20 protein-coding genes and 2 pseudogenes are annotated in these 19,088 nt (G+C 59.9%); 16 read left to right on the top strand and 6 right to left on the bottom strand.

Features of this window, described 5'->3' with window-relative positions:
- The first annotated feature begins 60 nt into the window (after nucleotides 1-60).
- The 3 genes from D8U71_RS23330 (at nucleotide 61) to D8U71_RS23320 (ending at nucleotide 2,408) form a co-directional block, all read left to right on the top strand.
- Nucleotides 61-1,287: an SAM-dependent methyltransferase gene (locus D8U71_RS23330; protein ID WP_130888787.1), complete on the top strand. Its 1,227-nt coding sequence runs from the start codon at nucleotides 61-63 to the stop codon at nucleotides 1,285-1,287.
- Between the two features lie 114 nt (nucleotides 1,288-1,401).
- On the top strand, nucleotides 1,402-1,983 hold the full coding sequence (locus D8U71_RS23325) for a DJ-1/PfpI family protein (protein ID WP_130888786.1): 582 nt from the start codon (nucleotides 1,402-1,404) through the stop codon (nucleotides 1,981-1,983).
- An 80-nt stretch (nucleotides 1,984-2,063) separates the two neighbouring features.
- On the top strand, nucleotides 2,064-2,408 hold the full coding sequence (locus D8U71_RS23320) for a YegP family protein (protein WP_076566339.1): 345 nt from the start codon (nucleotides 2,064-2,066) through the stop codon (nucleotides 2,406-2,408).
- A gap of 164 nt (nucleotides 2,409-2,572) precedes the next feature.
- Here D8U71_RS23320 and D8U71_RS23315 read toward each other — a convergent pair whose 3' ends face one another.
- Nucleotides 2,573-3,592 carry a DUF4917 family protein gene (locus D8U71_RS23315; protein WP_130888785.1) on the bottom strand — a complete coding sequence of 340 codons (1,020 nt, stop codon included), beginning with the start codon at nucleotides 3,590-3,592 and terminating at the stop codon, nucleotides 2,573-2,575.
- Nucleotides 3,593-3,746: 154 nt separating this feature from the next.
- Between D8U71_RS23315 and yiaY the strand changes: the two genes are divergently transcribed.
- Nucleotides 3,747-4,895, top strand: a complete 1,149-nt coding sequence (yiaY, locus tag D8U71_RS23310) for an L-threonine dehydrogenase (protein ID WP_130888784.1) — start codon at nucleotides 3,747-3,749, stop codon at nucleotides 4,893-4,895.
- On the opposite strand, the gene D8U71_RS23305 is transcribed toward yiaY, so the two are convergent.
- Nucleotides 4,856-5,533, bottom strand: coding sequence for a hypothetical protein (locus tag D8U71_RS23305; RefSeq protein ID WP_177421639.1), 678 nt, complete (start codon nucleotides 5,531-5,533; stop codon nucleotides 4,856-4,858). The genes yiaY and D8U71_RS23305 overlap by 40 nt on opposite strands.
- 218 nt (nucleotides 5,534-5,751) lie before the next feature.
- Here D8U71_RS23305 and D8U71_RS23300 point away from each other — a divergent pair, with 218 nt between their 5' ends.
- The 10 genes and pseudogenes from D8U71_RS23300 (at nucleotide 5,752) to D8U71_RS23255 (ending at nucleotide 15,732) form a co-directional block, all read left to right on the top strand.
- Entirely contained in the window at nucleotides 5,752-7,056 is a 1,305-nt protein-coding gene (locus tag D8U71_RS23300) for a hypothetical protein (RefSeq protein WP_130888783.1), read from the top strand.
- Nucleotides 7,057-7,118: 62 nt separating this feature from the next.
- On the top strand, nucleotides 7,119-8,030 hold the full coding sequence (locus D8U71_RS23295; RefSeq protein WP_130888782.1) for a LysR family transcriptional regulator: 912 nt from the start codon (nucleotides 7,119-7,121) through the stop codon (nucleotides 8,028-8,030).
- Between the two features lie 246 nt (nucleotides 8,031-8,276).
- On the top strand, nucleotides 8,277-9,470 hold the full coding sequence (locus tag D8U71_RS23290; protein ID WP_130888781.1) for a CaiB/BaiF CoA-transferase family protein: 1,194 nt from the start codon (nucleotides 8,277-8,279) through the stop codon (nucleotides 9,468-9,470).
- Nucleotides 9,467-10,393 (top strand): hydroxymethylglutaryl-CoA lyase, encoded by a 927-nt coding sequence (locus tag D8U71_RS23285; RefSeq protein ID WP_130888780.1) that lies wholly within the window; start codon nucleotides 9,467-9,469, stop codon nucleotides 10,391-10,393. Before D8U71_RS23290 ends, D8U71_RS23285 begins: the two co-directional genes overlap by 4 nt.
- A gap of 179 nt (nucleotides 10,394-10,572) precedes the next feature.
- Nucleotides 10,573-11,904 carry an MFS transporter gene (locus tag D8U71_RS23280; protein ID WP_016771305.1) on the top strand — a complete coding sequence of 444 codons (1,332 nt, stop codon included), beginning with the start codon at nucleotides 10,573-10,575 and terminating at the stop codon, nucleotides 11,902-11,904.
- Between the two features lie 181 nt (nucleotides 11,905-12,085).
- Nucleotides 12,086-12,820, top strand: a complete 735-nt coding sequence (locus tag D8U71_RS23275; RefSeq protein WP_125925280.1) for a hypothetical protein — start codon at nucleotides 12,086-12,088, stop codon at nucleotides 12,818-12,820.
- A pseudogene (locus tag D8U71_RS23270) lies at nucleotides 12,819-12,950 on the top strand (glutathione transferase); the annotation flags it as partial. The gene D8U71_RS23275 and the pseudogene D8U71_RS23270, both read left to right, overlap by 2 nt.
- A gap of 61 nt (nucleotides 12,951-13,011) precedes the next feature.
- The gene (locus D8U71_RS23265) at nucleotides 13,012-13,650 is read left to right on the top strand and encodes a LysE family translocator (protein WP_125925281.1); all 639 of its coding nucleotides are present in this window, start codon (nucleotides 13,012-13,014) and stop codon (nucleotides 13,648-13,650) included.
- 75 nt (nucleotides 13,651-13,725) lie between these two features.
- Nucleotides 13,726-15,075 carry a diguanylate cyclase gene (locus tag D8U71_RS23260; protein ID WP_125925282.1) on the top strand — a complete coding sequence of 450 codons (1,350 nt, stop codon included), beginning with the start codon at nucleotides 13,726-13,728 and terminating at the stop codon, nucleotides 15,073-15,075.
- A gap of 153 nt (nucleotides 15,076-15,228) precedes the next feature.
- Nucleotides 15,229-15,732, top strand: a complete 504-nt coding sequence (locus D8U71_RS23255) for a DUF4142 domain-containing protein (protein ID WP_122691681.1) — start codon at nucleotides 15,229-15,231, stop codon at nucleotides 15,730-15,732.
- 161 nt (nucleotides 15,733-15,893) lie between these two features.
- Here the strand turns inward: D8U71_RS23255 and D8U71_RS23250 are convergent, their stop codons facing one another.
- Nucleotides 15,894-16,304, bottom strand: coding sequence for a low affinity iron permease family protein (locus tag D8U71_RS23250; protein ID WP_016771301.1), 411 nt, complete (start codon nucleotides 16,302-16,304; stop codon nucleotides 15,894-15,896).
- A gap of 159 nt (nucleotides 16,305-16,463) precedes the next feature.
- Between D8U71_RS23250 and tam the strand changes: the two genes are divergently transcribed.
- Entirely contained in the window at nucleotides 16,464-17,234 is a 771-nt protein-coding gene (gene tam / locus D8U71_RS23245) for a trans-aconitate 2-methyltransferase (protein ID WP_125917740.1), read from the top strand.
- A 514-nt stretch (nucleotides 17,235-17,748) separates the two neighbouring features.
- On the opposite strand, the pseudogene D8U71_RS23240 reads toward tam, so the two are convergent.
- From D8U71_RS23240 to D8U71_RS23230, 3 genes and pseudogenes are all read right to left on the bottom strand, one after another.
- A pseudogene (locus tag D8U71_RS23240) lies at nucleotides 17,749-17,976 on the bottom strand (transcriptional regulator); the annotation flags it as partial.
- Between the two features lie 59 nt (nucleotides 17,977-18,035).
- The gene (locus D8U71_RS23235) at nucleotides 18,036-18,443 is read right to left on the bottom strand and encodes a type II toxin-antitoxin system HicB family antitoxin (RefSeq protein ID WP_024011974.1); all 408 of its coding nucleotides are present in this window, start codon (nucleotides 18,441-18,443) and stop codon (nucleotides 18,036-18,038) included.
- A gap of 35 nt (nucleotides 18,444-18,478) precedes the next feature.
- Nucleotides 18,479-18,658, bottom strand: coding sequence for a type II toxin-antitoxin system HicA family toxin (locus D8U71_RS23230; protein WP_016771297.1), 180 nt, complete (start codon nucleotides 18,656-18,658; stop codon nucleotides 18,479-18,481).
- Between the two features lie 136 nt (nucleotides 18,659-18,794).
- Between D8U71_RS23230 and D8U71_RS28505 the strand changes: the two genes are divergently transcribed.
- A partial coding sequence (locus D8U71_RS28505) for a hypothetical protein (protein WP_206663212.1) occupies nucleotides 18,795-19,088 on the top strand: 294 nt, incomplete at its 3' end.

The raw sequence follows: 19,088 nt of genomic DNA, 5'->3' as shown, positions 1-19,088 counted from the left end.
CCCCCATCCCCCCTAAAATACCCGCCATTCCCGATTCCGCCCGTCCGAGGCCGTTTGTCCATGTCTGTTTCCGCTTCTTCCGCGCCGTCCGCCAAACCGGCCGCCGATCACCACGCCCAGTTCATCGAGCTGCTGCAAGCCAGCCTCGACGACAGCGGTTTCATCAAACTGGTATTGGCCAAATACGTCGGTGAAGAGGCGGATCTGCAACGGGTCATCATCAAACCGGTGACGGTCAAGGCGCAGGCGTGTCTCTCCTTCGTTTATCGCTACAAGACCCGCGACATCACCAAGAACCTGCCGCTGAGCGAAGGCGTTGCGCTGATTGCCGGTCTGCTGCCGACCTCGTTCAAAAATGCGCATTTATTGGCGCTGAGCGACGAAGCGCAGCTGGAATACAGCAAAAAGGGCAAGAGTTCGCTGTTCAAGAGCAAGCCTCAGCAATTGCGTGAAGCGCCGTCCGCCGAGCACAACCGCGAGAAAAACCGCTTTCTCGAACTGAGCCGCCCGTTCCTCAAGGATCTGGGCGTGACCAATGCGCAACACGAGCTGATCCCGGCGATGTCGCGCAAGTGGAAGCAGATCAACAAGTTCATCGAAGTGTTCAGCCATGCCCTGACCTCGTCGCCGCTGGCGCTGGACAAACCGGTGCGGGTCGCCGATTTCGGCTCGGGCAAGGGCTACCTGACGTTCGCCATTCACGACTACCTGCGCAATACGCTCAAGGCCGAGGGCGAAGTCACCGGCGTCGAGCTGCGCGAAGAAATGGTCAACCTGTGTAACGCCGCAGCGAGCAAGCTTGAGCATCCGGGGCTGGTGTTCAAGTGCGGTGACGTGCGCACGGTGGCGCCGAGCGAACTGGACGTGATGATCGCCCTGCATGCCTGCGACATTGCCACCGATTACGCGATCCACACCGGCATCCGCTCGGGTGCGTCGATCATCATGTGCTCACCGTGCTGTCACAAGCAGATCCGCCTGCAGATCCAGAGCCCGGCGCTGCTCAAGCCGATGCTGCAATACGGCTTGCACCTCGGCCAGCAGGCGGAAATGGTCACCGACAGCTTGCGCGCGTTGTTCCTCGAAGCCTGTGGTTACGAGACCAAGGTGTTCGAGTTCATCTCGCTGGAACACACCAACAAGAACAAGATGATTCTCGCGGTGAAACGCGCCGAACCGGTCGATCCGACGCAGTTGTTGGCGAAGATCGCAGAGCTCAAGGCGTTCTACCACATCAGCGAACACTGCCTGGAAACCCTGCTGCGCGCTGACGGCTATCTGGCCTGACCCTGTGGAAGCGAGCCTGCTCGCGAAGAATGCTAACGCGGTCGATCGTTAACCCTCTGCGCGATTTGGGTCTACCTTGAATACTCCCCAGACCTTTCCCCGAGGAGTTTTCCCATGGCCGCGAAAAAGATCCTGATGCTGGTCGGCGATTACGTCGAAGACTACGAAGTGATGGTGCCGTTCCAGGCCCTGCAGATGGTCGGCCACACGGTCCACGCCGTGTGCCCGGACAAGTCCGCCGGCAGCACCGTGCGCACGGCGATTCATGATTTTGAAGGTGATCAGACCTACAGCGAAAAACCCGGTCACCTGTTCGCGCTCAATTTCGATTTCGCCAAGGCCAGCGAAACCGATTACGACGCGCTGCTGATTCCCGGCGGTCGTGCGCCGGAATACCTGCGGCTGAACGACAAAGTCCTCGAGCTGGTGCGCGCGTTCGACAACGCCGGCAAGCCCATCGCAGCGGTCTGCCATGGTGCGCAACTGCTCGCTGCGGCAGGTGTGCTTGAGGGGCGTGAGTGCAGCGCGTATCCGGCCTGTGCCCCGGAAGTCCGGTTGGCGGGCGGCACCTACATCGACATACCGGTGACCGACGGCCATGTTCAGGGAAATTTCGCCACCGCTCCGGCCTGGCCGGCGCATCCGCAATGGCTGGCCGGTTTCCTCGGTCTGCTCGGTACGAAAATCACCTTGTAGTCGAGGCAGGCGACAGATCGCAGACGCTGGTCTTTACTCTGAAGCGCGAAATCTCTCAATCGCCCCCAGGAGAAACAGACATGTCCGGATGGTACGAAGTGAGCAAAAGCAGCAACGGCCAATTCAGGTTCGTGTTGAAAGCAGCGAACGCCGAAACGATTCTGACCAGCGAGCTCTACAGCACCCGCGCCGGTGCCGACGGCGGCATTGCCTCGGTGCAGGCTAACAGCCCGCTGGACGAACGTTACGAGAAAAAATCGACCAAGGATGGCCACCCGTACTTCAATCTCAAGGCGGCCAATCACCAGATCATCGGCAGCAGCGAGTCGTATTCATCGGATGGCGCGTGTGACAAGGGCATCGCCAGCGTCAAGGCCAACGGCCCGACGAAAACCATCAAGGACAAGACCCTGCCGGTACTCTGAAACCCGACATCAACCTGTGGGAGCGAGCCTGCTCGCGAAAGCGGTGTTCCAGTCACCTTTTGTATTGGCTGACCGGCCGTCTTCGCGAGCAGGCTCGCTCCCACAGGTGACCGCATTCCATTGTGGGAGCGAGCCTGCTCGCGAAGGCGTCAGCCCGGCCAATATCAAACCTCAACCGGTACCGACAATTTTGGATCGCCCAGGGCGTGGCTCTTGGCATCAAAGAACCGCAACTCAACGCCGGTACCGTCGAACACCTTGGCGTAGTGACGTTTCTGATGCTGAATGAATGCGGCGCTGCGCGGGTAAATCGAGATCGCCACGCATCTCGGTCGGGCCAGGCGCAACGCGCGCACCAGATGCGCATCCTGCTCGCCCAGCGCATGGCCGAAGATGCACAGGCTGTCGCCATGAGCCAGTAATTGCTCGTAGCAGAACGACAGATAATCGGAGCTGCGAATGGTCTTGAGCTTGTCAGCGCTCGGCCCTTCGGTGACGAACAGCGGCACGTCGTCCAGCGTCTTGATCGTATTGTTGATGGCGAAACTGCCGAGCAGGGTGCCCTCGGTCGAGGTCAGTTTGCGTGCGGTGCCGTCCTGATTGCGCACCAGATGCAGACCACCGTGCAGGTAGAGCAGGCGCGGTTTGTCGGTGGCGCTCTGGCTCAGATCGAAACTTGCGTCCGCGCCGTTGAACAGATCGTCGATGGCCTCGCCGGGGTGTTGCAGCGCCCAGTAATTAAGCAGGTCGTAGTTGGTGGTGAACACCGTGCGATAGCGCGCCAGTTCAGCATTGAGCACCGTCAGTGTCGAAGGCTGCACCAGCCGCCACGGGATGTGCACCGCGTGCACGGTGTTGATCAGCGCTTCCTTGATTGCGTAATAGCGATTGCGCGGCGCCGCCGAGCTGACCGCCAACGCCTTGTTGACCCGGCTGGTGGTTTTCAGGGCGCCCAGCACTTGTTCGAAGCTGCGGGTTTGCAGCGCGTCGAACACCGCCAGTTCCGATGGGCTCAGCGGTTTCTCTTCGACCGTACGGGCGTTTTCGAACAGCGAGTCGTAGCCGAAGTCATCCCATACCGCGCGGCTGGCGCCATTGCCCACCAGCAAACCCTGAAAATCGTTCGCGGCGCGCAAGGCATTCCAGTTTTCGAGGGTGGCGTCGACATCGAGAAAATCGGTCATTGCGTGGGCGGTCTCAAAACAAAGGGCAGATGGACGGCGACTTTATCACGAGCGGACATTGAGCCAGATCAACATTGCTCGTGACCGATCGGTCGATCCTGTGTGCACCCGCCGAATCGAGGCAGTCGATCCGGCTTCAGTCAGGAGACACACGATGAGCAGCACCTTCTTCATTCCGGCGGTCAACATCATGGGCAGCGGCTGCCTCGACGAAGCCATGGTCGCGATTCGCAATTATGGTTTTCGCAAGGCGCTGATTGTCACCGACGCCGGGCTGGCCAAGGCGGGCGTGGCCGCAATGATCGCCGAGAAACTGGCGATGCAGGACATCGATTCGGTGATCTTCGATGGCGCCAGACCGAACCCGACCACGGCCAATGTCGAATCGGGTCTGGGGCTGTTGAAGGAAAGCCGTTGCGATTTCGTCGTGTCGCTGGGTGGCGGCTCGCCACATGATTGCGCCAAGGGCATCGCCCTGTGCGCAACCAATGGCGGGCAGATTGGCGATTACGAAGGCGTCGACCGCTCGAGCAAGCCGCAATTGCCTCTGGTCGCTATCAACACCACCGCCGGCACTGCCAGCGAAATGACCCGTTTCTGCATCATCACCGACGAATCGCGCCACGTGAAAATGGCCATCGTCGACCGCAACGTCACGCCCCTGCTGTCAGTCAACGATCCGGAACTGATGGTCGCGATGCCCAAAGGCCTCACCGCCGCCACCGGCATGGATGCACTGACCCACGCCATCGAAGCCTACGTCTCTACTGCCGCCAACCCGATCACCGATGCTTGCGCGCTTAAAGCGATGAGCCTGATCAGCAGCAACCTGCGTCTGGCTGTGCGCGACGGCAGCGACCTGGCGGCGCGGGAGAACATGGCTTACGCGCAGTTCCTCGCCGGCATGGCGTTCAACAACGCCTCGCTCGGATTTGTCCACGCCATGGCGCATCAGCTGGGCGGCTACTACGACTTGCCCCACGGCGTCTGCAATGCCGTGCTGTTGCCGCATGTGCAGAGCTTCAATGCGCTGGTCTGCGCTGACCGACTCAGGGACGTCTCCCACGCCATGGGCGCGGATATTCGTGGTTTCAGCGCAGAGGAGGGCGCGCAGGCGGCGATCAATGCCATTCGCAACCTTGCCAAAGACGTCGAGATTCCCGGAGGACTGCGTGAGCTGGGCGCGAAACTCAGCGATATCCCGGTGCTCGCCGCCAATGCTTTGAAGGATGCGTGCGGACTGACCAATCCACGGGCGGCAGATCAGCGCCAGATCGAGGAAATTTTCCGCAACGCGTTTTGAATGAAGGCGCGAAGGCGAGCGAAGTCGAACAGTCCTTCGCTTGCTTCTGCGACCACGGTAAATGTCCGCACACGGCCCCAGTCTGAAACCTGGCCGGCGATGTTGTGAACGGCGGATATACGGTACTGCCCGACTGCCAATGAGTGTGCAGCCGGTGTTTGCCATTTCCGGTCGCTTTCGACCGCTGCCCTGGCAATCTCCAGGCCAGTGTCCAGATCGAAAACACTGACGAAACCCTCGGCCCGTGTGACATCTCCCGACAACAACAGAGGCGCATTTACCTCCGCTCCCTCAAGCGGTACGAAGACGCCCGGGACGTCGATTTCGGGCCGCAGTCGCACCTCATATCCGCGCTCGTCACTCCATTCAGACGTGATGCCTGCATACGTCTGGTGGGCGTGAATCTTCTGCTGGCCTGGAGCCTGGGCGCCGCTGATGCTGAACGCCCATCGTCCCTTTGCGCTGACCAGCCCTGCACCGAGCGACTGGGTGTTTTCAATGTTCCAGACCTGTACAAGCGCATCGGGCATGCCGCTGCCGAGCAACAATGTCGCAGGTCCCGTCGTGCTGGCCTCCTCGGGGTAGGTGATGGTCGGGGCCGGGGCCGGTTGTGGCATATGCTCGTCGCGAGTGCTCATCGTTCTTCTCGTCCATGGCTGATTTGAACGCTGAGGTTGGCATGACGTGCCTGAATTCGAACCTGTAAGAACTACCAGCCCTCCAGTCTTTTTTGCACGGTGATCAATTTCGTTTTCTTCTAAAAAACTGTCATTTGTGTCAGTTGTCCGGCGTGGCTTCTTCGGGTCGAATGCTCTCAGCGAGGGGATCGATGTCGATCCCACAGGAGAATACGAACATGCCGGAATCCACCGCGCCATTGCCCCCAACCGCGCAGTCAGCCGGGGAACTGGACGCTCTGTTTGGTCTGCGAGCGCTGAAATTTCCCGGAGCTGCCAAGACCATTGCCAAAGGCGTAGCGATCACGCCTTCGGGGCAAATCATGGTCAGCGCTACCGTCGAGCAATCGGGCCATTCGTACTACGGCCTTGCGCGCCTGGATGCCGATGGCAATCCGGATCCGGGCTTCGGCGAAGGCGGATATCTCAACGGCGAGTTCGGCACAGGCTCGCTCACCCAAGGCGGGCCATTGATCGTTGATGCGCTCGGGCGGATCTGGATGTGCGGTGTGATTGGCGTCGTCAAAGACCAGGCTCTTGAATACCAGCAAGTTATCGCGCGGTTTCTGCCCGACGGTTCGCCGGATATCGAGTTCGGCGGCGACAGGAATGGCTACCGGATTGTGCCCATGCGGATTCCGGCACTTTTTGGGGCGACCCATGGGCAACTGCTGCTGGCGAAATCCGATCCGCAGCTTGCGCAGCCGGACAGGCTGCTGTTTGTGACAGCGCAAAAGGGCAGTGGCCTGTTGACGCGATTCAATCTCGATGGCTCGGACGATTTATCGTTCGCCAGCAACGGTTGGCTGCCCCTGTCGCTGCCAGGCGTGGCCATTTCGCTGTCCGGGATCATCCAGCTCGACGATGGGAAGATCCTGCTGCATGGCAAAACGGAAGTAACCAATCAGGGATTGGTCATGGCGTTCGACCACAACGGGAAAGTTGCACAAGCGTTCGGCGATCAGGGCATGTTGCTGTTGAACATTAAACGGGATGGCAAGACGCTCGAAAGCCACGTGACCAACATCGCTGTGCAAACGACGCAGCGCCTGCTTTTGCTCGGTGCGGCGGTCGAGTCAACGCAAGACACGAAACTGCAACATGGATTCATCAGTGGTATTACCTACGCTGGCCAAATGGATAACGCGTTCAACAACCCTGTCCTCAGCCCGACGGCGCATGAACTCGACCTGAGAGGTTGGCAAGCAGGGTTTGCGCTGGATGACATCGCTGGCAAACGTATTGTGGCGGTCGGACAGACCTCGGGCAGCGCACGAGGCTTGTTGACGGCAGGCTTTCTGGTCGATGGCGCAGTGGATGATTCGTTTGATGACGAGGGCGCGAAGGACATTTCATGGCCAGCCATCGATGCCTGCCTGCAAGGCTCTTCGATCCTGGTCTTAGGTCGCAGGGACGACAGCGCGCAGCTGGTTCGCTTGCTGACCGCGCCTGTCACAAAACAGCGCGCCAGCATGAGCAACTGAGCAGTCAGCGGTAAAACCGGGCTATCCTGCCGGCTCGGATGAACCCTGCCTTCGAGCCCACCATGCTGCAAAAAAGCCTGATCCGCCGTCTCGACCTGATCACTCTGCAACTGTTCGTCGCCGTCCACGAGGAAGGCACGTTGACCCGTGCGGCTGCGCGCGAGGCCATCGCGGTGTCGGCGGCGAGCAAGCGCCTGATGGAGTTGGAGGAGGCGCTGGGCATCGCTTTGTTCGTGCGTCAGGCCAAAGGCATGATCCTCACGCCGGCCGGTGAAACCCTGCTGCACCACGCCCGGCAGATGCTCTTCAATGTGGAAAAGATGGGCCTGGAGCTGGGTGAGCACAGCCATGGTGTGCGGGGTTACGTGCGCATGCTGGCCAATCTTTCGGCGATCATTCAGTTCCTGCCCGAAGACTTGCGCGACTTCTCCGCGCGGCATCCGCAGGTCAAGACCGACCTTGAAGAACGCCCCAGCGCCGGGGTGATTCAGGGCGTGCTCGATGGCGTCGCCGACCTCGGCATCTGCTCCGACGACAGCGACACCAAAGGCCTGCACAGCGTGTTGTACCGCCAGGACAAACTGGTGGTGGTGATGCTCCCGGAGCATCCGTTGGCTACGCGCGCATCGGTGACTTTCGATGAAACTCTCGACAGCGATTACGTCGGCTTGCACGCAGCCAGTTCGATCAACATGCGTACCCATGCGGCGGCGCGGCAGGCGGGCAAAGTCCTGCGCATCCGAATTCATGTGCCGGGATTCGATGCGGTGTGCCGGATGGTCCAGGCGAACATGGGCATCGGCATTCTGCCGCAGCGAGCCTATGAGTTGTTTGGTCAGGCACTGGGCTTGCGTGCGGTGCCGCTGACCGACAACTGGTCCGATCGCGCGCTGATTGTGGTGGTGCGCGATGAGGCGGGATTGTCGCCGGTGAGCCGGATGTTGTTTGAGCATTTGCGCGGGCAGGGCGCCTGAATCTCTATTGAATGGGCCGGCCTCTTCGCGGGCAAGCCCGCTCCCACAGTTTCCAGCGTGTATGCAAATTGTGCGGCTGACTTTGAACCCTGTGGGAGCGGGCCTGCCCGCGAAAGCGGCTTCGAATTCACCACATCGCTGAAGCATTCGCATTTCGCGAACGCCCATTGCCGAGAGACGGCTGGATTCTCCGATCATCGTTCCTCTAGCCTTGGCGACATATTCCAAGAACAAGAGGTACCCGCGATGACTGCCCCTTTGAGTGCAATCAAAGTGATCGAGATCGGCACCCTGATCGCCGCGCCGTTTGCCGCGCGCATGCTTGCCGAGTTCGGCGCCGAGGTGATCAAGATCGAAGCCATGGGTCAGGGCGACCCGCTGCGCAAATGGCGCAAGCTGCACGAAGGCACATCGCTGTGGTGGTACCTGCAATCGCGCAACAAGAAATCCCTGGCGCTCAATCTGAAATCCGCTGAAGGCATCGAACTGGTCAAGCAACTGGCCGGCGACGCCGACGTGATCATTGAAAACCTGCGCCCCGGTGCGCTGGAAAAACTCGGTCTGGGTTGGGACGTGCTACATGCGCTGAATCCGAACCTGACCCTGGTGCGTATCTCCGGCTACGGCCAGACCGGCCCTTACCGTGACCGGCCCGGTTTCGGTGCGATTGGCGAGGCCATGGGCGGCATCCGCTACACCACCGGCAATCCCGATTCGCCACCGGCGCGAGTCGGCGTCAGCCTCGGCGATTCGCTGGCCTCGTTGCACGCGGTTATTGGTGCGCTGATGTCGCTGTTGCGGGTCAAGACCGGGCAGGGCGGTGGACAGATCGTCGATGTGTCGCTGGCCGAAAGCGTGTTCAACGTCATGGAAAGTCTGGTCCCGGAATACGACATGCTTGGCCATGTCCGCGAACGCAGCGGCGGTGCCCTGCCGGGTATCGCGCCCTCCAATACCTACCTCACGGCCGACGGCGCCTACGTGGTGATTGCCGGCAATAGCGACCCGATCTACAAGCGTCTGATGCACACCATCGGCCGTGCTGATCTGGCCGAGGCAGAAGAGTTCGCCCACAACGACGGCCGCGCGGCGCAGAGCGGTTTGCTCGATGCGGCCATCACACACTGGACCAGCAGCCTGCCGATCGACGAGGTACTGGCTGCTCTCGAAGCTGCCGAAGTGCCGGCCGGGCGCATCTACTCGGTGGCTGACATCGTCGCCGATCCGCACTATCAGGCGCGGGACATGCTGCTCGATGCCGAGTTGCCCGGTGGCGCAACGGTGAAGATGCCCGGCATTGTCCCCAAACTCTCGGAGACCCCCGGCGGAGTGAACTGGTCCGGGCCGAAACTGGGCCAGCACACCGACGCTATTCTCGCCAATCTTGGCCTGACTGAACTCGACATCGAACGCCTGAAAAACCAAGGGGTGGTGCAATGATCACTGACTATTCGCAAACCCTGATCATCCAGGAAGTCTCACCCCGCGACGGTTTGCAGATCGAGCCGACGTGGGTGGAAACCGCTGACAAGATCGCTCTGATCAATCAGTTGTCACAGGCCGGATTCAGCCGCATCGAGGCCGGCTCGTTCGTCTCGCCCAAAGCCATTCCGGCCCTGCGTGACGGCGAGCAAGTGTTCAACGGCATTCAGCGCCAGCCAGGGGTAATTTATGTCGCGTTGATCCCTAATCTGAGAGGCGCACAACGGGCACTGGCGGCGAATGCCGATGAGTTGAACCTGGTGATGTCCGCCAGCCAGACCCACAACCTCGCCAACATGCGCATGCGTTGCGAAGAGTCGCTGGCGGCATTCGCTGACATTGTTGCGTTTGTCAGCGGCTCAGGTGTGCGCCTCAACGGCAGCATCGCCACCACGTTCGGTTGTCCGTTCGAAGGCCGGATCGATGAGGATCGTGTGCTGCAGATCGTTGACGCCTATCAGGAACTCGGCATTCAGGGCATCAGCCTCGCCGACACCACCGGCATGGCCAATCCGCGTCAGGTCGATCGCTTGGTGCGGCGCGTTTTGCAACGGGTTTCGCCGGCTGACCTGACTTTGCATTTCCACAACACCCGCGGCCTTGGCCTGTGCAATGTGCTGGCCGCTTACGAGGCCGGCGCGCGGCGCTTCGATGCGGCGCTGGGTGGCCTCGGTGGCTGCCCGTTCGCACCGGGCGCGTCGGGCAATATCTGCAGCGAAGATCTGGTCAATCTGTGCGATGAAGTCGGCATTCCCACGGGCATCGATTTGCCGCTGCTGCTGAAACTTTCGCGCGGCTTGCCGGCGCTGTTGGGCCACGATGTCCCCGGCCAACTTGTCAAGGCCGGGCGCAATTGCGATCTGCATCCGATGCCCATCTGAAGATACAAAACCCTTGTGGGAGCGAGCCTGCTCGCGAACGCGGTGTGTCATTCAACATCGGTATCGACTGATCTGGCGCATTCGCGAGCAGGCTCGCTCCCACAGTTCAAAAGCATTCAGCAGTAACCAGACAACAAAAACAATCGGACGCCCATCGGCAGTCCGCCTGGAGAAAATCTATGAGCCTCAACGTAATGGAGGCGGGCGTGAATCCGTCCGTCGATCACGACGCCGAAAAAGCCCTGGTCAGCAAAGTCGCCTGGCGCCTGATGCCGCTGATCATGGTCTGCTACCTGTTCGCCTTCTTCGATCGCATCAACATCAGCTTCGCCAAATTCCAGCTGCAGACGGACCTGAGCCTGAGCGACACCGCGTATGGCTTGGGCGCCGGGCTGTTCGTGGTCGGTTACGTGCTGTTCGAAGTGCCGAGCAACATGATGCTGTACAAGGTCGGCGCACGGCGCTGGATTGCTCGGATCATGATGTCCTGGGGCGTGGCGACGGCGGCGATGGTCTTCGTCAACAGCGAATGGCAGTTCTATGCGCTGCGCTTCGTGATCGGCGCGATGGAAGCCGGGTTTGCTCCGGGCGTGCTGTATTACCTGACCCTGTGGTTTCCGCAGCACTTCCGTGGCCGCATCACCTCGATGCTGTTCCTTGCCTCGGCGTTTGCCGGGCTGGTCGGCGCGCCGTTCTCGGGCCTTGTGTTGCAACACCTCGATGGCGTGTTGCAGATGCGCGGCTGGCACTGGTTGTTCCTGCTCGGAGGCGTGCCGTGCATCGCCCTCGGTTTCTTGGTGCTGACCCAGCTCAAGGACCGCATCGAGGATGCGCACTGGCTGACGGCTGACGAGAAGAAATTGCTCTCCAGTCGCATCGCCCATCACGAGCCACACAAGAGCGGCGGCTCATTGCTCGCGGCGCTGAAAATCCCCGGATTCCTGACGTTGGGTTTGATCTACTTCCTGATTCAGGTCGCGTCCTACGGGTTGAATTTCTGGGCACCGCAATTGATCCGCAGCGCCGGCACCGAAAGCCCGGTGATGATCGGCCTGCTGACCGCCATTCCGTATATCTGCGGGGCGATCAGCATGGTCGTGATCGGGCGCTTGTCAGACGCCACCGGTGAACGGCGCAAGTTTGTCGCCGGGCTGGTGATCGTCGGCGCGATCGGCTTTTTCAGCGCGGGAATCTTTGCCAGCCACACGACCTTCCTGATCGTCGCGCTCGGCCTGCTTGGCGCCGGCATCATCGCTTCGATTCCGAGCTTCTGGACCCTGCCACCGAAACTGCTGGCGGGCGCCGGTGCCGGCGCGGCAGGCGGGATCGCGGTGATCAATACCCTGGGGCAGTTCGGTGGGATTGTCAGCCCGGTCATGGTCGGACGCATCAAGGACCTCACCGGCAGCACCACCCCGGCGCTGTACGTCATCGGCGTCGCCGCGCTGATCGCCGCAGCGCTGCTGCTGTGGGGCTTGCCGCAGAAGTTGCGCACGCTGGACAAGTATTGAGATTTGCTGCGTCGGCGATAGCAGGCTCGCTCCCACTTTGGAATGCGGCTTTCCTGCGGGAGCGAGCCTGCTCGCGAATTCCGACTTCAGACACATGAGAAGATTCGCTGGCCAGATCTGTTGAATCCTCCGATGCAGAAAGGGATAGTGCGCGCCTGGAAATATCTTCAAGGAGCGGGAAGTGACAATGAAGTCCATATGGATCAGCGCTGCGGCGCTCTGCGGGTGGTTGGTGGCTGGGCAGGCGTGGGCCGATTGCACGCCGCCTGCGGTCAGTGGCGAAGCGGACTTTTCTTTGTGCAAGGACTGGCCGGCTTATCCGTCGCTGACGATTACCGCGCTATCGACGTTCGTGCCCGATCCGGTCTATGGCCAGGACGGCAGGGTGGGTTCATACGATCTGGCTCTGGCCGTCACTACCGCTGGCAGCCCCAAGCCGCTGGCGACCTATCATCAGCAGTCGGCGTTTCTCTCCGATGCCATCGCGCTGGAGAGTCTGGAGCTGGATACGGCGCGTTATAAACTCACGCCCGACCTCCGTGCCTTCGGCGTTCGCGCTCATTTCAAAGGCTCGTCACGCGTTAATCCGCTGGATGAAATCTTGCTTTCGCTTTATGTGAAAGAAGGCGACAAACTGCGCCCGGTGCTGGATCGCTTGATCGTCTACAGCTTCAGTGGCGAATGGGATGGCAATTGCGCCGGAGAGCGCTCGGAGACGGTGCGTACGCTTGAGATGGGCAAAACCAGTTCCCATGGTTACGCAGATATCATTGTCCGCTCAGTCACCACGGGCCTGGTCGGTGAGGGGCCACCCGGCACCTGCGAGTCGAAGACCACTCACGAAAAGCCGGTGCTGAACACGTTGCGCTATGACGGACAGCAATATTTCGTTCCCGAAAATCTGAGAGGCTATTGAAGGCGCGTCGTTCTACTTCCTCGATCCCGACGGGCACAAGCTGAAGGTCCACGTCGGCGATTTGCAGTCGCGGCTCGCTGCGTGTCGGCAGAAACCGTACCCCGGCATGCGTTTCCGCGACGAACCCTGATCCGCTTCAATCTTGTTGATATAGACTCTGCGCCACGTGTTCTGGCGCTTGCAGGTTTCTCATGACTCCATCATTGCTGTTGGCCGTTCTGGCTTCGGGTTTCATCTACGGGATCACGCCCGGGCCGGGCGTGCTGGCGGTGTTCGGGATTGGCGCGGCCCATGGCCGGCGGGCCGGGGCGGGGTTTCTGTGTGGGCATCTGCTCGGCGATGTGATCTGGTGCAGCACCGCGCTAGTGGCGATTGTCGGTGCGCGGGAAATCGGCAGCACCGCGTTCGATGTGCTCGGCGTGCTCAGCGCGGTGTACCTGTTCTGGCTCGGCTGGCGTGCGGTGCGTGCCCAACGCCGTAGCGGCGACGAGGCGCAAGGCGCGGCGCGGCAGCCGTTCTGGCACGGCATCGTCTTCGGCCTGACCAATCCCAAGGCCTATCCGGTGGCGGTGGCGACCTTTACGGCGCTGCTGTCGAGCCGCGCCGAACTGCTTAACTGGTCGATGCTGCCGGCGCTGATCGCCCTGAGCTTTATCGGCGGTGCGCTGGCTTACGCTATCCTCATCGGCGTGGTCGGCGCACAGCGAGTGCGCATGGTGTATCAGCGGCATGAGCTGCTCATCACCCGTTTATGCGGCGTGATGTTTATCGGCTTCGCCATCAATGCGTTGATGCACGCGCTGCCGGGGCTGCTGCCGAACAAGACTTGATGAAATGGGCAGGGACGCGCAATCACGATCATGGACGATTGAAATCGCTGCACTGTGCGGACATCCCGTAGAACCATGCAAAGCCCTAACCCTGCGCCGCTGGCGAGCTACATGGACCTGTTGCTGGACGCCGTTTGCGCGGTCGACAAACAGGGCCGTTTCGTTTTTGTCAGCGCTGCCTGCGAGCGGATTTTCGGCTACACGCCTGACGAGCTGATCGGCCGCTCGATGATCGAGCTGGTGCACCCGGCCGATCGCCAGCGCACCCTCGCGGCCGCAGGCGAAATCATGGGCGGCGACCCGAAGCACAATTTCGAGAACCGCTACCTGCGCAAGGACGGCAGCGTCGCGCATATTTCCTGGTCGGCGCGCTGGTCGGAGGTCGACCAACTGCGCATCGCCGTCGCCCGCGATATCACCGAGCGCAAGCAGGCCGAGTCGCGGCAAGCGGCGTTGTACGCAATTTCCGAGGCGGCGCATGCGGCGGAAGATTTGCTGGCGCTGTTCAAAAGGGTCCATTTGCTCATTGGCGAATGGCTGCCGGCGCTGAATTTTTCCGTGGCGCTGTATGACGAACACTGCGCGCAGCTGAGTTTTCCCTATCACGTCGACGATCACGAATTGCAGCCCGAGCAGCCCGGCACGGTCATCGGACGGCTTTGCGCGCAAGTGATCCGCAGCGGCCAGCCAATGTTGCTGACCCCGGACAGCGCCGATGCCACGCCCGACTTCGCTGCGCTGGTGGCGGAGCAGAACGCGCCTTGCTGGCTCGGCGTACCGCTGAGCTCAAAAAACGGCACCATCGGCGCCTTGATCGTCAAAAGCCTCGCTGGCGGCGAACGCTACACCGAGCAGGACAAGGAACTGCTGCAATACGTCTGCGCACAAGTCGCCACGGCCATCGAACGACAGCAACTGCATGCGCGGCTCAAGCGCATGGCGCAATACGATCAACTGACGCAACTGCCCAACCGCGAACTGCTGCGTGACCGGCTCAGGGCTGCGCTGGCCCATGCGCGAACCGTGCACGGACACATGGCGCTGCTGTATGTCGATCTGGATCGCTTCAAACAGGTCAACGACACCCATGGCCATGCCGTCGGTGACATGCTCCTGCAAACCGTGGCCAATCGGCTGAAAGGCTGCGTGCGTGAAACCGACACCGTGGCGCGTATCGGTGGCGATGAATTTGTCGTGCTGTTGCATAGCGTGCATGCCGCCGAAGATGCCGACAGCGTCGCCGGAAAAATCCGCTTGGTGCTGGCGCAGCCCATGCGCCTCGACGGCCATGACCTGCGTATCGAACCGAGCATCGGCGTGGCGCGTTTCCCTGAACACGGTGAAGAAGAACAGCAACTGTTTCGGCATGCCGATCAAGCCATGTATGCGGCCAAACGCCTGAATCATCGGGCCTTGGGCATCTGAAGCGAGCGCACCGTTCGTCGCGGCCTCGGCAGATTTTCTAAACCTTTGAACGCCAAAGCCTTCTTAACTGAGGCGGACAATTGTCCGCCGCGACTATTTGAGCAGCGGGCGAATCACGGCCCGCTTGAATTTTCAACGAAGGAGGGCGCGACCATGAGCCGGATGGCCACCCGTTTACGTAATGCCAGTTTTGCGACTCTGCTGGGCCTGTGCGCCAGCACTGCGTTCGCCCAGTCGCCTGCCGAATTCATCAACGATGCCTCCGCCAAAGGCATGGCCGACATCGAAGCCAGCCGTCTGGCCCACGGCAAGACCGAATCCAAAGAGGTCAAGGATTACACCATTGTCGTCATCAACGACCGCACCACGGCCAACCAGCATTTGGCGAAAATCGCCAAGAAGCTCGACCTGCCGGTCGCACCTCGCGAAGAACTCGCCGACAAGGCCAAAGAGTTGATGCCAGAAGTAAAGGATGGCGCGACCTTCGATCAGGCTTACGCTGCCAGTCAGGTCAAGGCGACTGAAGAGGCCATCACCCAGATCGAGCAACAGGCACAGACCACCGACGTGCCGGAAATTAAAGCGTTCGCCGATGAGACTTTGCCGAAACTGCAAAGCCATCTGGAGAAGGCCCGCGCGTTGCAGGCCAGTCGCTAACTTCGCCGTATTGTTCAGCGCGAACGAAATCTTGAGTTGAAAAGCGATGCTTGCCCTGTGGGAGCGAGCCTGCTCGCGAAAGCGGTGTGTCAGTCAATGATGTTTTGACTGACCCTCCCTCTTCGCGAGCAGGCTCGCTCCCACAGGGTGTGTTTACTTGCTCAGCACTCATTCAAATCCTGCTTTGGCTTGCTCTTGTCGCCCAGCCCCTCAAGATCAAACACCTGATTCTCACCCAGCGCGCGATAATGCCGGCGCAGCGCTTCGAGCTGCTTCAGATCCAGCGCCTCCAGCCCGAGCATCGCGTTCTGCGCTTCCTTGTTCACCCGCAGCAGCTCATCGAGTTTCAAGTGCAGAATGTCGGTGTCGCGGTTCTGCGTGTTCTGAATCAGGAACACCATCAGGAACGTGATGATCGTCGTCGAAGTATTGATGATCAGTTGCCAAGTGTCGTTGTAACCAAAAATCGGCCCGCTCAACCCCCACAACCCGATCAGGATCAACGCCCCCATGAACGTCTTCGGGCTACCGGCCCACAGGGCAAGTTTTTGGGCAATTTTTGCGAATTTCATGATGGGAGTCCTTGTTTTGGGAGCTTGAAATTCAGACATCGGCGTTGCGCTGAAAATTCTGTTTACAAGTTTCGGTGCAGGACTTTGGTAGGGAAGGCGTACGGCGTAGATCGCGGTATCGTGTCGACAGTCGACAGAAAACCCCAACAGGAGAACGCAATGAGTTGGTCTGCCCAGCAATACGTCGCTTTCGAAGATGAACGCACCCGCCCGGCCCGTGATCTGTTGGCGGCGATACCCACGGCGCACGCCCGGGCGGTGGTGGATATCGGTTGCGGGCCGGGCAATTCCACCGAGTTGCTGGTGCAGCGTTTTCCCGAGGCCCGGGTCAGTGGCCTGGACAGTTCGGCGGACATGATCGCCGCCGCGCGCAAGCGCTTGCCCGATGTGCAGTTCGAGGTGGCCGAGATCGACAAGTGGACCGATGAAGGCCCGTTCGATGTGGTCTTCGCCAATGCAGTGTTGCAATGGGTGCCTGATCACGCTTCGTTGCTGCCAGCCTTGGCGAGCAAGCTTTCAGATGGTGGCAGCCTGGCGATCCAGATGCCGGACAACCTCAACGAACCGTCCCACCGCTTGATGCGTGAAGTCGCCGCCAATGGGCCGTGGGCGAGCAAGCTGGCAGACGCTGCGGGGCAGCGTACCGACATGGCCAGTGCCAGTGGGTATTTTTCAATGCTGCGCCCGCACTGCGCGCGGGTCGATGTGTGGCGCACCACCTATCATCACCAACTTCGTGATGGTGCGGCGGGGGTGGTGGAGTGGTTCAAGGGCAGCGGGTTGATTCCATTCCTGAGCCCATTGACCGAGGAGGAACGGGCGCAGTATCTGCAGCGGTATCTGGCGGAGGTTGCCAAGGCTTATCCGGCCTTGGCTGACGGCTCGGTGCTGTTGCCGTTTCCACGTTTGTTTATTGTTGCGACTCGCTGAATCACGCCTCTAACTTTCTGGAGTTCGCCACGTTATCTCAGGTCGGCGCATCCCTTGAAAGCAATCCGGTCGGTTCCCTCTCCCTCGGGAGAGGGCTAGGGTGAGGGGCCTCTTGGCGCATGCAAATCCGATCACCGCTGCACCGCCACCATCATCGTCCTCTGGCATCCTTTCAACTCGTTCACCCTGAACTCGTCGGAAATTTCCTTCTGTTTTCCAGGCTTTTACACGTGGTGCGCCATGGCTGTTTAAAGTCGAATCGCGTTACGTCCCGATGCCTACAAATCCTTGCGCCGCTGCCTACCGGTACGCCAGAATCCGCCTGCTTGTGCGGCTGGCGGGCGGTCGGTAACTTGGTTCGCGTCACTGATTTCCAGTGATCGGGTTTAGCAGCCCGGCCAGGATTGACCAACGGTTGCACATGTACCTTCCAGTCAGGCTTCGCCTGCACTTGATGGTGGCTGTGCGCATGGCACCCTCGGGTGCGCCGGGTTTTGGACTTCCTACCGGTCTGCTAAGGAATACGCAAGCCATCGTGCAGACGTTTGATCATTGCCAGACTCAGCTTGCGCTTGCGGTTCAATACTTCCGAAACATGGCCACTGGTGCCAATAAAGGACTCGAGATCCCGCGGCGTCAAGCCTTGCTGATCCATACGGAATTTGATGGCTTCAATGGGATCAGAGGGCGGCATCGGAAAATGCTGCTCCTCATACTTTTCAATCAGCAGAGCGAGAATTTCCCCAAACGTCAGACATGAAAAAACCGGCGACTGAGAGCCGGTTGGGCAGTAAGAATTTTTTAACCCTGCTGCAAGACCTTCAACGCCGCCGAAGCCAGAAACCCCGATCGGCTTTTCTCCTCAGGATGATGTAACACGTACTCATCAATGCGATTGAGCAAGTGCCCCGGCAGAGTGATGTTGAGCTTCTGTGCTTTGCCCAGGTATTTGACCACGTCGATATCCACTACCGCCCACGCACATCCGGCGTACTGCGGATTGGCGACATGCAGGCTCAATTTGCTGGCCGATGGAATCGGCGCACCGTCGTCTGCCAGAATTTCGAAATGACCTTCGATCGCCTCGCGCGCCATGGCGACAGCGTCATCAAGGTCGTCGCCGGCAGAAAAGCAGCCAGGAATGTCCGGCACTTCAACTCCCCAAGCGTGTTCCTCGTCGCCTATTGAAATCGCAATCGGGTAAAGCATGTTCGTGATCCTCCAAGGCAACGCTGAGAACGGATTCAGAGCATGGCCTGTTGCAAAATACTGATGGCCGTTTTTTTGAGCAGATCCTTTTTTGGATGCGGCACTGTTACCAATCCTGGTTTGGTTGGATGTTTGAAGTGATGATGACTGCCCCGAATACGTACCAGAAACCAACCGTCCGCGACGAGTTGTCCGATTAAAAAACGGCTGTTCACAACACCTCCCTGTGGTGTGCTTGGTGGTTACTATACCTACTGAATTCTACAGATCAATAGACTTGCTACCGTTCAGCCATTGTGGCGTCCGGCGAGGTGGTCAACCCAGTCTAGGCCGCGCGTGTTTGGAGGAACGATGGTTGTGTTGCAGTGTTTTGCGGTGACATTTACGCCGCAAAATGAAAGCAGATCGCTCAGCCAGTCATTGCGACTGATAGAGCGAGCTTACCCGTCGTTTCAACGAAGGAGGGCGACGTTGGTAGCGATCCTTCTCTGGATGATTTTCAGAGTCGCTGGGGTTCTTTTTGGAGCTGAAGGCTTTTCCTTGGAAATTGTCTTTCACCAACTTCCAGACACAAAAAAACCGGCCATCAACAGACTGTGTGAAAACCTAGCAATCTGCGCAGCGCTCAAAGAAAATGCTCCGTAT

Source organism: Pseudomonas sp. Sample_21, assembly GCF_004307525.1.
Taxonomy (GTDB): Bacteria; Pseudomonadota; Gammaproteobacteria; order Pseudomonadales; family Pseudomonadaceae; genus Aquipseudomonas; species Aquipseudomonas atacamensis.
Note: the sequence above shows the minus strand (reverse complement) of the source record. Positions and strands in the feature narration are given on the sequence as shown.